The organism is Halalkalicoccus tibetensis, assembly GCF_037996645.1.
Lineage (GTDB): Archaea > Halobacteriota > Halobacteria > Halobacteriales > Halalkalicoccaceae > Halalkalicoccus > Halalkalicoccus tibetensis.
In genome coordinates, this window is the sequence record NZ_JBBMXV010000004.1 from 416819 (window position 1) to 430024 (window position 13206).

Consider the following 13206-nt stretch of genomic DNA (forward strand, 5'->3'; position numbering starts at 1 on the left):
GACGTCACGTATCGTTCTCCGATCCGCCGTTGTCGTCGCTGTCGTTTTCGTCGTCCGGGTCGTTCGTCGTGGTCCCGTCGTCCTCCTCGCCGTCCTCGAGCTCCGCGCGGATCGAGTCGAGCTCGTCCTCGACGTCGATCTCGACGCCGCCGTCGGCGGTCGATCCCTCGGACTCGGCCCCCGAGCCGCGCGACCCGCTCGATCGGGACCGCGAACGCTGGCGCTCGCGGTCGGCCTCGCCGATCCGCTCGGCGATCTCCTCGCGCAGGTCGCGGGCCTCCTGGAGGATGTCGCGGGCGTCGCCGCCCTCGGGAAGGGTGTCCCCGCGGGTGGCCTCCTGGAGGTCCTCGAGGACGGCGTCGAGCCGGTCGAGGCTCCGGCGGCTCACGTCCTCGGCGCGCCTGCGGGTCCGGTCGGCCTCCTCGCCGGCGGCGCGCCCGGAATCGGCGAGGCGAAGCGCTCCCTGCAGCAGTTCGAGCGCCCGGACGTTGGCCTCGAGCACCGCGATGGCGGTCGGGATCGCCTGCTGGTCGGCGAAGCGGACGAGCTCGCCCGGCGTCGGCGGCCGGGGAAGCCCGCCGGGGCCGCGGGGCGGTCGGGGCTCGATCTCCCGGCGCAGCTCCTCGAGCGAGCGCTGGAGCTCGTCGACCCGTTCCTCGAGGTCGTCGTCGCGTGTCATACGCCCCCCTTGGACGGGCGACCGGAAAAAGGCTCGAGTTAGAACCCGCGCTGGTACTGCGGCGGCGTCTCGACGCGATCCGCGGCGTCGAGCTCCCGGGCGGCGTGCAGCGTGAAGTAGGGGTCCCGGAGGTGTTTCCGGCCGATGATCGCGAGGTCGGCCCGCCCCTCGCGGATCAGCGAGTCGGCCTGCTCGGCCTCGGTGATCCCGCCGACCGCGCCCACGGCGATGTCGGAGTCGGTCTCCTCGCGGATCCGCTCGGCGAGCGGGAGCTGGCCGACCGACCCCTCCTCGGGCAGCTGCTGGGTGGGGTCGAGCCCGCCGCTGGAGACGTCGATCAGGTCCGCGCCGAGCTCGTGGAGCTCGTCGGCCAGTTCTATCGACTCCTCGATCGTCCAGGAGTCCTGGTCGGGCAGCCAGTCGGTGCCCGAGATCCGGACGAAGACGGGCTTCTCGTCGGGCCAGACCTCCCGAACCGTCTGGGTGACCTCCCGGGTCAGCCGGGTGCGGTTCTCGAAGTCACCTCCGTATTCGTCGTCGCGGTCGTTGGTCGCCGGCGAGAGGAACTCGTGGAGCAGGTAGCCGTGGGCGGCGTGGACCTCCGCGACCTCGAAGCCGATCTCCAGGGCCCGTTCGGCGGCCCGCCGGAAGTCCTCGACGAACCCCTCGATATCGCTCTGGCTCATCGCGCGCTGCTCGGGTGCCTTGCCGTCGTAGGGCCAGGACGTCTCGCTCGGGGCGACCACCTCCCAACCGCCGTCCTCGGGGTGGACGGGCTCGCTGCCCTCCCACGGACGGGACTTGCTCGCCTTCCGGCCGGCGTGGGCGAGCTGGATCGCCGGGACGCTTCCCTGCTCGCGGACGAACCCGGTGATCGGGGCGAGCGCCTCGGCGTGCTCGTCGCTCCAGATCCCCAGGTCCTCGGGGGTGATCCGGCCCTCGGGCGAGACGGCCATCGCCTCGGTCATGACGACGCCGGCGCCGCCCACCGCCCGCGAGTTCAGGTGGGTCCGGTGCCACTCGGTGGCGATCCCGTCCCTCTCCTCGCAGGAGTACTGACACATCGGCGAGACCATCACGCGGTTGGGAAGCTCCGTCCCGCGGATCGCGAGCGGGCTGAGGAGGTCCGGGTCCTCGTCCTCGGTTTCGGTCATCGCGCTCGCTACGGGGAGGAGGGGAAAAGCCGTGGCGACCCCCGAGGGCCTTGCCGGGGTTGGAACTACCGAAAGGGCTTCGAGAGGCGGCGATCTACCGCGGCCATGGCAGATGGTTCGCGGTCGGCGCTGTGGAAGTGGTTCGTCAAGGGGATCGCGATCACGATCCCGCTGGTCCTGACGCTTGCGATCCTGCTGTTCGTCCTCCAGTTCATCCTGGGGATGCTCTCGCCGGTCGTCGGGGCCGTCGAGCTGCTCTGGCCGGGCAACTCCCTGCCCGCGGTGGTGATCCAGCTGGCGACGCTCGCCTCGCTGCTCGGGCTGTTCGTCCTCGTCGGGTTCGTCGCCGAGCGCACCACCGGCTCGTCGTTCGCCGCGGGCTTCCACGAGCGCATGGAGGACCTGCCGCTGATCGGCTCGCTCTACACCAGCGTTCATCAGGCGAGCGAGGTCCTCTTCGAGGACGAGAACGACCAGTTCCAGGACGTGAAGCTCGTCGAGTTCCCCCACCAGGACTCCTACATGCTGGGCTTCCTGACGGCCGAGACGCCGCCGGAGATCCGCGAGGGTGCCGACGTCGAGGAGATGCTGACGGTCATGATCCCGCTGGGGCCGAACCCGACGTCCAACGGGTTCGTGATGCACGTCCCCGCCGAGCGCGTCCGCGACGTCGACCTGACCGTCGAGGACGCCGTCCACGCCATCGCGACCCTCGGGGTGGCCGAAGACCCCGAGGAGTAACCCTGCGGGACCCCGCCTTTCCCTTGCCGGTTTCCGGGGGTACAGGAGCGTGGGACGACGCCCGGGGATATGGGACTTTCCACGCAGGAGATCATGCAGCTCAGCCTCGACCTCGTCGACTGGGGCGCGGTTCCCGCCGACAGCCAGATCTACGTCCCCGGCGAGAGGATCGAAAGCGCGCTCGTCGGGATCGACCTCGAGAGCCCCGAGGTCCAGCTCGCCGAGCGCGAGGGCTACGACCTGGCGCTGGCCCACCACCCCGTCGGCGAGGGCGCGCGCCTCGAGTTCACCGACGTGCTCGATCGCCAGATCGAGTTCATGACCGTCCACGGCGTCCCCGAGAGCGAGGCCGAGGCGGCGATCGCCGACCTGCGCGAGGACGTCGAGCTCGGCGCGCACAGCTCGAACTACCGCCACGACCCCAGCGTCGCGGAGCTGCTCGAACAGCCCTATATGAACATTCACCTCGCGCCCGACGAGATCGGCCGCCGGCGGTTCGTCGAGATCGCGGAGGACATGGACGATGGGAGTTCGGTCGGCGAGTTCGTCGACGCGCTCGCGGGGATCCCCGAGCTCGGGGAGGCGGCGACCGACGTCGAGGTCCGAGTGGGCGAGGAGGGCAACGACCTCGGCGAGGTCGCGGTCCACCACGCCGCCGGCACCAACGGCGGGGCCGACGTCGCCCGCGCGTACTTCGAGAACGAGATCGACACCGTCCTCTACATCCACGTCGGCGCAGGCGACGCCCGCGAGCTGCGCGGGGAGTTCGAGGACAAGAACCTCGTCGTGACGGGTCACATCGCGAGCGACGCGATCGGGCTGAACGTCCTGATCGACGCCCTCGAGGAACGGGGCGTCGACTGCACCCCGATCTCGGGCTGCGGGATCGGCCGTCCTTAGGTCGACCAAAACCTATATGCGTTTAGGCCCACCTAAGTCGATACATGGCAGTCACGGACGGACACGACGTCGAGCCGACCGACGAGCAGGAGGAGCCCGCCGCCACCGTCTCCGCTCTCCGGACATCGCCCGACAGAACCGTCTTCACCGAGGACGGCAACAGCGACGGCTGGATCGCGACCGACCACACCGTCTCGCTCTCCCGGTAACGCGATCGCTCTCGGACGGAGCTCACGGAGTCCCGACTAACGGCGTTTCTCGCTCGCGAAAAAGAAACGAATACCGAAGCAGCCGGATTACTCGTGGACCGCTTCCTCGGTGACGAGGGTGTCGTCCTCGAGGTAGTGGTGGAAGTGATGGGCGTCGTCCTCGATGATCACGAGCGTCTCGCGCAGGACCTCCTCGCTACCGTAATCGCCCAGGTCGCCCGCCAGCTGGACGTGCTCGCGCATCCGCTCGATCGTCTCGGCGTAGATCTCCAGATCGTTCGACAGCGAGGTGCGCACGTCGTAGACGTCCTCGCCCTCGAACTCGACGGTCGCGCGCTCCTCGAGGTTCGAGGGACCCGAGACCGGAACGCCGCCGATGGCCTGGGCGCGCTCGGCGATGATGTCCGCGCGCTCCTCGGCGTGCTCGTAGGCCTCCTCCAGGAACAGGTGCAGGTCGCGGAACTCCGCGCCCTCGACGTTCCAGTGGTGCTTCTTGAGCTGGTGGTAGATCACGTAGAGGTTGGCAAGATCGGTGTTCAGCGCGTCGATCACCTGCTCTGCCTTCTCCTTGTCGAGCCGGATCGGGTTCTCCTCGACGGTATCGGCCTGCTGTCGGACGGATTTCTGGGTGCTCATCTCACTTCCGTCTACGACGCCCTTCCACTTAAAGATTGCTTTGTGAAAAACTTGTTTTCGGGTTTCCTAAAATACTGTTTCCGGTTAGCTACTCATTATCGCTCGATCGGGAATCGAGGCCCCGATCGTCCCGCGCGGCTCGACGGGTCGGCCCCGACCGCTACGTCTTTGGTCGTGTCGTCTGGAGGTGGGGTATGGCGGACCCGAATATCCTCGTGGCGGGCGAGACGCTGATCGATTTCCTTCCCGACCGGCCCGGCTCGCTCCGGGAGGTCGAGACGTTCACCCGTCGCCCGGGCGGCGCCCCCGCGAACGTCGCCGTCGGGCTCGCCGCGCTCGGCGAGGTGCCCTGGTTCTGGACACGGGTCGGGGGCGACCCCTTCGGCGAGGACCTCATCGAGACCCTCGAATCACACGACCTCCCCCAGCGCCTCGTCGAGCGCGACCCCGACGCGAAGACGACGCTGGCGTTCGTCTCCCACGACGAGGAGGCCGACCGCGAGTTCAGCTTCTACCGGGACCGCACGGCCGACACGCGCATGGAGCCCGGAACGATCGACGACGCCCTCTTGGAACGCGTCTCGTGGGTCCACCTGGGCGGCGTCACCCTCGCGAGCGATCCCTCCCGGGCTGCGACCCTCGAACTCGCGGAACGCGCGGGCGAGTTCGGCTGTACCGTCTCGTTCGACCCCAACGCCCGCCCCGAGCTGTGGGACGACCGAGAGGAGTTCGAGGCGCTGGTCGGGGAGATCCTCCCGCAGGTGGACGTGCTGAAGGCGACCCCCGAGGACCTCGCGGAGGCGGGGATCGAGGGCGAGGGAACGGACCTCGCGCGCGCGGCCTGCGACCGGGGCCCGCACACGACGCTGGTGACGCTGGGCGGCGAGGGCGCGCTCGCGGTCGGGACCGACGAATCCCCCTGGAACGACGAGGCGTCCCACCCGGGCTACCGGGTCGATCCCGTCGACACGACGGGGGCGGGCGACGCCTTCACTGCGGGGGCGATCGCGGCACTCGCGGGCGGCGAAGGGCTGGCGGAGGCGCTCGCGTTCGGGAACGCCGTCGCGGCGACGACGACCACCGCGGAGGGTGCGATGACCGCCCTGCCCGACGGGGAACGTGTCGAGCGCTTTCGCGCCGAGACCCCGACCGGCGAGTGAGCACGCTTTTGCCGGCGCAGTACGCAGCCGGCGCCATGCATCCACGCGCGGCCGAGTTCCGCAAGCGCGCGGCCGAGGAGTACGGACTCGAGATCGAGGTCGAGGAGTTCTCGGAGGGGACGAAGACCGCCGCCGCCGCGGCCGACGCGGTCGGTTGCGACGTCGCCCAGATCGCGAGCAGCCTCGTCTTCGACGCGGACGGCGAGCCCGTGGTGGTCGTCACCAGCGGCGCGAACCGTGTCGACGAGGACCGAGTCGCCGAGGCGGTGGGCGCCGACTCGGTCGGGATGGCCGACGCCGGCCGGATCAAGGAGCTGCTTGGCTGGTCGATCGGCGGCGTCCCGCCGATCTGTCACGATACCGAAATCCCTGCCCTGTTCGATCCCACCCTCGGGGAGTTCGACACCGTCTGGGCGGCCGCCGGCACGCCGGAGGCGCTGTTCCCGATCGATCCCGCCCGGCTGAAACGCCTCGCAAATGCCGAGGAGCGTCCCGTCGCCGGCGATCCATCATAGGTTATCAATACTGACGGATCAGGTACGGTCAATCTATTAACTGAGGGACAGTAGATAACAACACTTTTGTCCCCGTTACCGCTTGTGGTGGGTATGGCACGTACGCGCAGAGAGCTGCTGAAGCTGAGTGGGGGAGTACTGGCGGCCGCGGCGGTCGCCGGCTGTACCGACGGCGGCGAGGAGGGGGAGGCCGAAGAGGGCGAACCCGAGGACGAGGGTGAGGACGATCACGACGACGAGGAGGACGACCACGACGATGACGATCACGACCACGTCGAGGTCGAGGGGCTCGAGATCGTCGACGGGGACGGCGAGGAGGTCGCCTACATTCACGGCGACCACTGGCACGGCGAGCTCCAGGTCCCGATCGACGAGACGGTCGAGTACGGGGCCGTCTTCGTCGACGAGGAGGGCGAGGAGATCCCGCTGGGCGAGGACGAGGAGTACGAGCTCGACGCCGAGGTCGCCGAGGGGGCCCAGGAGGGGATCGTCGGGATCGAGCCCCACGGCGACCACGTCGACGTCACGGGCGAGGAGGAGGGCCTGACCGAGGTCGTCTTCCTGCTCTGGCACGACGACCACGCCGACTACGAGTCACCCCCGATCGACGCCGAGGTCGCAGAGGAGTTCGACGACGAGGACGACCACGGTCACGATCACGACGACGAGGATGACCACGGTCATGACGACGAGCACGATCACGATGACGATCATGACCACGGTCACGACGATGACGATCACGGGCATGACGACGACCACGACCACGACGACGATCACTGACTGATCGAGTCTCCGGACCGTCGGATCACGGGCTTCGTTCCCGGCCACGGACTTATTAAGAATCTGTTTTGGAATAATAACTCTTTTCATCGGGGAGCCCATCTCCCCGATATGGATCTGACACGGCGGTCGCTGCTGCGTGGCGGCGCGGGGGCGCTCGGCGCCTCGGCGCTCGCGGGCTGTCTCAGCGACGTCGAGGGGGACGGCGGGGGAGAGGGATCCGGCTACGCCGCGTTCTTCGCGATCTGGGACTGGACCCAGCACGTCGGCGGCGAGGAGTTCGACTTCGAAAACCCGGTCGACGTCGGCGAGATGGGCCACGGCTGGGAGCCGGGCGGCGACCTCGCCCGGGAGATCGCCGGGACGGATGCCTTCGTCTACCTCGACACGCCGGAGTTCGCGTGGGCCCAGGACGTCGCCGCCCAGCTCGAGGCCGACTACGACGACGTCGCCGTCATCGACGGGATGGCGGGGCTGGAAGGTGAGCTCCTCCCGTGGGACGGTGGAGACCAGGGGGATCACGATCACGGGGAGGACGAGGTCGAGCCCGTCGACCACGAGTTCGATCCTGCGACCGTCGAGGTCGCCGAGCTCGACGTCATCGACCGGCGGACGGGCGAGGTCACGGCCTATCTCCACGGCGATCACTGGCACGGCGGCGTCCCCGACGTGCCCCTCGACGAGACGATTCCCGTGGGCGCGGTCTTCGAGGACGAGGAGGGGCGGGTGCTCCCGCTGGGCGAGGACGAGCAGTTCCAGCTCGACGCGACGATCGCCGAGGGCGCCCAGGAGATCATCGGGATCGAGTCGAGCGGCGACGAAGTGGCGATGGCCGGGCTCGAGGAGGGCCGCACGCAGGTCGTCTTCGAGCTCCTGAGCGACGGCGAGGTGGTCTTCGATACGAGCACCGACGGGCTCGACGCCGAGGTCGTCGAGGCCGCCCCCGAGGAGGCCCCCGAGTTCTACGACCCGCACGTCTGGGTCGACCCCGTCCTCGTGGGCGAGATGGTCGACACCATCGCCGAGGCGCTCGCCGAGATCGACCCCGACAACGCCGGGACCTACGAGGAGAACGCCGCGGCCTACGGGGAGGAGCTCGACGCGATCGACGGGGAGTTCGAGCGGATCGCCGAGGAGGCGGAACGCGACGTCGCGGTGCTCGCGGGCCACGACTCCTTCCAGTACATCGAGGAGCGCTACGGCTTCGATCTGCACACGCCGGTCGGGGCCTCGCCAGACGAGACGCCGAGCTCGGGCGACATCGGCGACACCATCGAGTTCGTGAACGAGAACGGGATCGAGGTGATCCTCTACGACCACTTCGAGTCGCCGAACCTCGCCGAGACGATCGTCGAGAACAGCGAGGCGAGCGAGATCGAGTCGGTCAGCCCCGCCGAGGGCACCACGAGCGAGTGGAACGACGAGGGCTGGGGCTGGATCGAGCAGATGGAGGAGATCAACGTTCCCGCGTTCGCGAAGGCCCTCGGGGCGGAGTGATGGGACCGTTCTTCCCAGCTCCGACGGGCCGCAGAATCGCCAGGAACGGTCGCCGGGCATCAGTCGAAGCACTGAACCCCGCTGCGGGCGAACCGGGGGACGAACCACGATGAGCGCGGTCGTCGACCTCGATGGCGTGACGTTCTCCTACGGCGACAGCGTCGCCGTCCGGGACGTCTCGCTGACCATCGGGAGCGGGGAGTTCCTCGGGCTCGTCGGGCCCAACGGCTCGGGCAAGACCACCCTACTACACCTGATGCTCGGGCTGCACAGCCCCGACAGCGGGTCGATCGAGCTGTTCGGGCAGCCCGTCGAGGAGTTCGACCAGGGCGAGCGCATCGGCTACGTCTCCCAGCAGTCGACCAACCGCGGGGGGACGATGCCGGTCACGGTCCGCGAGGCGGTGACGATGGGGCGCTTCGCCCACGCGGGACGGTCGCGCCTGAGCGACGAGGACGGCGAGATCGTCGAGCAGGCCCTGGAGACGGTCGGGATCACCGATCTGGCCGACCGGCGGATCAACCAGCTCTCGGGCGGGCAGCGTCAGCGCGCGTACATCGCCCGCGCGGTCGCGAGCGAGGCCGACCTGCTCGCGCTCGACGAGCCCACCGTGGGCGTCGACGCCGAATCGCGCGACGCCTTCTACCGGTTGCTCGACTCGCTCAACGACAGGGGGATCACCATCGTGCTGATCGAACACGACATCGGCGTCGTCACGGATCGCGCCGAGCGGATCGCCTGCATCAACACCGAACTGTTCCATCACGGCGACACCGAGTCGTTCGTCGAGAGCGACGCCCTCGAGGAGGCGTACGGCTCGACGGGCCGGGTCGTCCACCACCACCACTGATGGGGCGATCGACCAGACGCCGGCTCGAGCTCGCCGGGATCGCCCTCACCGGTGCCCTCGCGGCGGTGATGATCGCCTTCGTCCTGCTCTACTGGCTCCGCGACGTCCCCTACTTCGCCGCCGCCTACGAGCAGTTCCGCATCGCGGGCCGGTTGCTCGACTTCTATCTGGGGACGAACGTCTTCCAGCATCCGTTCATGTGGCAGTCGATGGCCACGGGCGTGTTGATCGGGATCGTCGCTCCCTTGGTCGGCACGTATCTCGTCCACCGGGAGATGGCGCTGATCGGCGAGACGCTCGCCCACACCGCCTTCGCGGGCGTGGCCTTCGGCTTCCTGTTCAGCGCCGTGACCGGCTGGGACGGCTCGCTGCTGCTGATCGCGCTGATCGTCGGGATCCTCGGGGCGCTCTGTGTCCAGTGGCTGACCGAGCACACGAACGCCTACGGCGACGTCCCCATCGCGATCATGCTCACCGGCAGTTTCGCGGTCGGCACGCTGATCATCAGCTACGGCCGGGGTCAGACCGGCATCGACATCGAGGGTTACCTGTTCGGGAGCCTCGCGGTCGTCACCGTCGAGGGCGCGCGGCTGATGGCCGTCCTCAGCGTCCTGGTCGTCGGGCTGGTCGCGATCACCTACAAGCAGCTGCTGTTCATCACGTTCGACGAGCAGGCCGCCCGCGTCGCCCGGCTGAACGTCGACGCCTACAACACCCTGCTGATCGTGATGACGGCCGTCGTCGTCGTCGGCGCGATGCAGGTTCTGGGCGTGATCCTCGTCGCCGCGATGCTGGTCGTGCCCGTCGCCGCGGCCTCCCAGATCGCCGGCAGCTTCCGGGAGACGCTCTACCTCTCGATCGTCTTCGGCCAGCTCTCGATCGTCGGCGGGTTCGCGTTCTCGATCCACCAGGGGCTTCCCTCCGGTGGGTCGATCGTCGTCGTCGCGATCGCCATCTACCTGCTCGCGGTCGCCCTCTCGAACCGGTCTGCGACCGCGCTCTCGACGCACTGATCCGTATCCCTAAGTACCCGCTCGGGCTATCGCGTGTATGGCGTGGCATGCGCTGCGGGCGGCCGGCGAGTCGGTGACGGCGACGCGGCGGCTGCTCGCGAACGCGACGATGGCGGCGTGGCTTCGGCTCTCGGTGCTCGCGCTGTTCGTCGGCACGCTCGTCACGCCCTTTCTCGTCGATTTCAACCGGGGAGCGACGCTGCTCGGGTCCCTGCCCGACCCCACGCTGCTGCTCGTGGCGGGACTGTTCGTCGGGCTGGCGGCGCTCTGTGTCGGGACCGTCTTCGAGTTCGTCTTCCTCGAGGCGCTGCGCGGCGAGCGGGTCCGCCTCGTCACGGACAGCGGTCGCCGGTTCCGGGCCGGGATGGAGGTGTTCGCGTTCCGTACCGCTCTGGCGCTCGTCCTCGGGCTCGCGGTCGGTGCGTTCGTACTGTTCGATCTCCCGCCCGCGATCGGTCCCCTCGCTTCCCTCGTGGTCGTGCTTGCGGTCCTCGACCGGCTGACGGTCGCGTTCGTGGTCCCGATCATGCTCGTCGACGGCCGTTCGCTCCCCGACGGGTGGCGGGCGTTCTCGCCAACGCTTCGTCGCGAGTGGCGCGAGTACGCGCTCTATCTGCTGGTCGCGACGCTCCTCTGGTCGGCGGTGGCTGTCGTCGGCGGGTTCGCGGGCGCGCTGCTCGCGGGTCTGTTGCTCGTGCCCTTCGTGGTCCTCGGGGGAGCGGTCGGCGGGACGCTGCTCGCCCAGGGGCTCTCCGAGGCGACCGTCGGGCAGGCGGTGATCGGCACGCTCGCGGTGCCGTATCTGCTGGCGTTCGTCACGCTGGTCCTGCTCGCCCACGTCCCCGCCGTCGCCTACCTCCGGTATATCGCCCTGTTCGTCCTCGGCGACACGGCCGAGCGCTACGACCCGATCCCGCGGCTGCGCGCGGCGATCCGGCGCGGCTGATCGACGCCGCCGCTCGTCGGTCGACGTCGGCGAGAACTGACGGATCGTCGGCTGTCGCTGAAACGGCCGGTCCCGGGCAAGGACGGCCACTATTGCCGGTGTTGTCAGAGGCACCCGGCACCCGGCGGTATGTGGGGAGCCGGCTTTACCTCATCGGGTGTGGATCCGCACCGTGGCTGTAGAACAGTACAAAAGCGTTTTGGCCATTTATATACGATCGGGCGCTCGGCGACGGGTCGAGCGAAGCCGCCAACAGTTAATACCCCGCCGTTCGACGTGCGGGTATGGATCAGGAGCGAACGCCCCAGGAGATCACGTCGCTCGTCGGCCGCGAAGTCTACTCGGCAAACGGCGTGTTCGTCGGCGAGATCGAGGACATCAAGCTGGATCTCGGGACCGAGATCGTCACCGGCCTCGCGTTGCGCGAGCCCAACGAGGAGCTGTTCGGCGCACAGGCCCGCGGAACCCGCGGGATCCTCATCCCCTACCGCTGGGTCCGTGCCGTCGGCGACGTGGTGCTCGTCAACGACGTGGTCGAGCGCCTCGAAACCCCCGAGGAGGAGGGCGAAGAGGTAGTCGCCTAAGAACCGTTCGACCCCTCGCTCTCGACGCCCATCGCGGCGAACAGTTTTCTGCGGACGGCTTCCTCGGTGAGATGCAACAGCGTCTCGCGGTTGTCCTCGTTGGTCTCGATCCCCGTGAAGATGCCCAGCGGGATCTCGACGCGGGCCTGCGTCGAGTGACCCATCGTCTCGCCGATCTCCTCGAAGGCGTCGAGCAGCACGCGCCCGATGTTCAGGCGGATGTCCTTCGAGCGCGCGGCCAGGTAGATCGTGTTGTCCGCGATGCCGAAGACGGCGGTCGTGGTGATCCCCTCCAGATTGAGGAGGTGCTGGGCGGCCTGTTCGAGCGCCTCCCGATCCCGGATGAACCCCGCGTTCGAGACCAGGTGGCTGCCCTGGACCTCGCGGTTCGTGATCGCCTCCGCGAGCACGTCGAGCGTCTCGGGGCTCATCGAGGGCGACTCGACCTGTTCTAAGGTGTCGTGGTTCGCGAAGGGATAGAGGTAGGCGGCCGCCGTCAGGTCCGCCGGGGTCGTATCACGTTTGAAGTCCAGCGTCTCGGCGCGGATGCCGTAGAGCAGCGCGGTCGCGACCGACTCCTCGAGGCCCAGATCGAACTCCTGGACGTATTTCGTGAGGATCGTCGACGTGGAGTTCATCTGGGGTCGGATGTCGATGAACGGGAGGTCGTCGGGAATGTCCCGGTCGATGTCGATGTCGTGGTGGTCGATGAGGACGTCGACCGGCTGGTCGAACTCCTCGTTGGTGTCGGTCAGCATCGCGTGATCGACCAGCGCGACCGTGTCGTACTCCACGAAGGCGTTCTCGTCGTCCCGCGAGGCCGATTTCATGTCGACGTCGAGCAGGTTGACGAACGCCCGGTTCTCCTGGTGGCCCATGTCGCCGAAGTAGAAGATGTCGGCCTCCACGTCGAGATGCTCGGTGATCGCCCGCAGCGCGACGGCGCTGGCGATCGCGTCGGGGTCCGGGTTGTCGTGGGTGACGATCGCGAGCTTGCGCTCGGTGGCGGTGATGATCTCCGAGAGGTGCTGGGCGCGGTGTTCGAGCTCGCCCGATTCGAGCAGGCGGAGGGCGGACTCGGCGATCACCGACGAGGGGTTGATCACCGTGTCGGCACCCAGCTCGGCCAGTTCGTCGCCCGAGACCGGGTCGCTCGCCCGTGCGATGACGAAGACGTCCTCTTCGAGCTCGCGGACGTTCGAGACGGCGGCCTTGTTCGCCTCGACGTCCGAGGAGAGGATCAGGACGACGTCCCGGTTCGCGACGCTCCCGGCGACGTCCTGCTCGCGGATGTCCCCGACCTGTGCGTTCATGTCGCGGTCCCGCAGGGTCTCGACGCGGTCGTCGTCCCGGTCGACGATCAGCACGTCCTTGCCCTGATCGATCAGCTCGTCGGCGACCGCGTGGCCGACGCTACCGCAGCCGAGAATCGCATATCGGGACATCGAGGAGATCGTCACGCCGGTACTCATCCCTCGACCCTTGCTCCGGACCGTACTTAATCCCCTGCTTTTCCCGATATCAGCTGAGACGGCGTCCCCC

General features: G+C 68.5%; 15 protein-coding genes. 11 read left to right on the forward strand and 4 right to left on the reverse strand.

Annotated elements, in window-relative coordinates; translation table 11 throughout:
* Positions 1-4: 4 nt before the first annotated feature.
* Both WOA58_RS14985 and WOA58_RS14990 read right to left on the reverse strand, forming a co-directional pair.
* On the reverse strand, positions 5-679 hold the full coding sequence (locus WOA58_RS14985) for a DUF7547 family protein (RefSeq protein ID WP_340605076.1): 675 nt from the start codon (positions 677-679) through the stop codon (positions 5-7).
* A gap of 38 nt (positions 680-717) precedes the next feature.
* Positions 718-1833 carry an NADH:flavin oxidoreductase/NADH oxidase gene (locus tag WOA58_RS14990; protein ID WP_340605077.1) on the reverse strand — a complete coding sequence of 372 codons (1116 nt, stop codon included), beginning with the start codon at positions 1831-1833 and terminating at the stop codon, positions 718-720.
* Between the two features lie 105 nt (positions 1834-1938).
* On the opposite strand from WOA58_RS14990, the gene WOA58_RS14995 reads away from it, so the two are divergent.
* From WOA58_RS14995 to WOA58_RS15005, 3 genes are all read left to right on the forward strand, one after another.
* Complete coding sequence (locus WOA58_RS14995; protein WP_340605078.1) at positions 1939-2574, forward strand: DUF502 domain-containing protein; 636 nt, start codon at positions 1939-1941, stop codon at positions 2572-2574.
* A 69-nt stretch (positions 2575-2643) separates the two neighbouring features.
* Positions 2644-3474, forward strand: coding sequence for a hypothetical protein (locus WOA58_RS15000; protein WP_340605079.1), 831 nt, complete (start codon positions 2644-2646; stop codon positions 3472-3474).
* Positions 3475-3518: 44 nt separating this feature from the next.
* Positions 3519-3683: a hypothetical protein gene (locus WOA58_RS15005; protein WP_340605080.1), complete on the forward strand. Its 165-nt coding sequence runs from the start codon at positions 3519-3521 to the stop codon at positions 3681-3683.
* A gap of 87 nt (positions 3684-3770) precedes the next feature.
* On the opposite strand, the gene dpsA is transcribed toward WOA58_RS15005, so the two are convergent.
* On the reverse strand, positions 3771-4319 hold the full coding sequence (gene dpsA / locus WOA58_RS15010) for a DNA starvation/stationary phase protection protein DpsA (protein ID WP_340605081.1): 549 nt from the start codon (positions 4317-4319) through the stop codon (positions 3771-3773).
* A gap of 194 nt (positions 4320-4513) precedes the next feature.
* Between dpsA and WOA58_RS15015 the strand changes: the two genes are divergently transcribed.
* The 8 genes from WOA58_RS15015 (at position 4514) to WOA58_RS15050 (ending at position 11664) form a co-directional block, all read left to right on the forward strand.
* Positions 4514-5479: a carbohydrate kinase family protein gene (locus WOA58_RS15015; RefSeq protein ID WP_340605082.1), complete on the forward strand. Its 966-nt coding sequence runs from the start codon at positions 4514-4516 to the stop codon at positions 5477-5479.
* A gap of 35 nt (positions 5480-5514) precedes the next feature.
* The gene (locus tag WOA58_RS15020; protein ID WP_340605083.1) at positions 5515-5994 is read left to right on the forward strand and encodes a YbaK/EbsC family protein; all 480 of its coding nucleotides are present in this window, start codon (positions 5515-5517) and stop codon (positions 5992-5994) included.
* Positions 5995-6087: 93 nt separating this feature from the next.
* Positions 6088-6774 carry a hypothetical protein gene (locus WOA58_RS15025; RefSeq protein ID WP_340605084.1) on the forward strand — a complete coding sequence of 229 codons (687 nt, stop codon included), beginning with the start codon at positions 6088-6090 and terminating at the stop codon, positions 6772-6774.
* Between the two features lie 111 nt (positions 6775-6885).
* The gene (locus WOA58_RS15030) at positions 6886-8271 is read left to right on the forward strand and encodes a metal ABC transporter substrate-binding protein (RefSeq protein WP_340605085.1); all 1386 of its coding nucleotides are present in this window, start codon (positions 6886-6888) and stop codon (positions 8269-8271) included.
* A gap of 109 nt (positions 8272-8380) precedes the next feature.
* Positions 8381-9121 (forward strand): metal ABC transporter ATP-binding protein, encoded by a 741-nt coding sequence (locus WOA58_RS15035; RefSeq protein ID WP_340605086.1) that lies wholly within the window; start codon positions 8381-8383, stop codon positions 9119-9121.
* On the forward strand, positions 9121-10134 hold the full coding sequence (locus tag WOA58_RS15040) for a metal ABC transporter permease (protein ID WP_340605087.1): 1014 nt from the start codon (positions 9121-9123) through the stop codon (positions 10132-10134). Before WOA58_RS15035 ends, WOA58_RS15040 begins: the two co-directional genes overlap by 1 nt.
* 37 nt (positions 10135-10171) lie before the next feature.
* Positions 10172-11080 carry a DUF7544 domain-containing protein gene (locus WOA58_RS15045; protein WP_340605088.1) on the forward strand — a complete coding sequence of 303 codons (909 nt, stop codon included), beginning with the start codon at positions 10172-10174 and terminating at the stop codon, positions 11078-11080.
* A gap of 284 nt (positions 11081-11364) precedes the next feature.
* A complete protein-coding gene (locus WOA58_RS15050; RefSeq protein ID WP_340605089.1) occupies positions 11365-11664 on the forward strand; it encodes a PRC-barrel domain-containing protein in 300 nt (99 codons plus the stop codon).
* Here the strand turns inward: WOA58_RS15050 and WOA58_RS15055 are convergent.
* On the reverse strand, positions 11661-13136 hold the full coding sequence (locus WOA58_RS15055) for a DHH family phosphoesterase (protein ID WP_340605090.1): 1476 nt from the start codon (positions 13134-13136) through the stop codon (positions 11661-11663). The genes WOA58_RS15050 and WOA58_RS15055 overlap by 4 nt on opposite strands.
* Between the last annotated feature and the right edge of the window lie 70 nt (positions 13137-13206).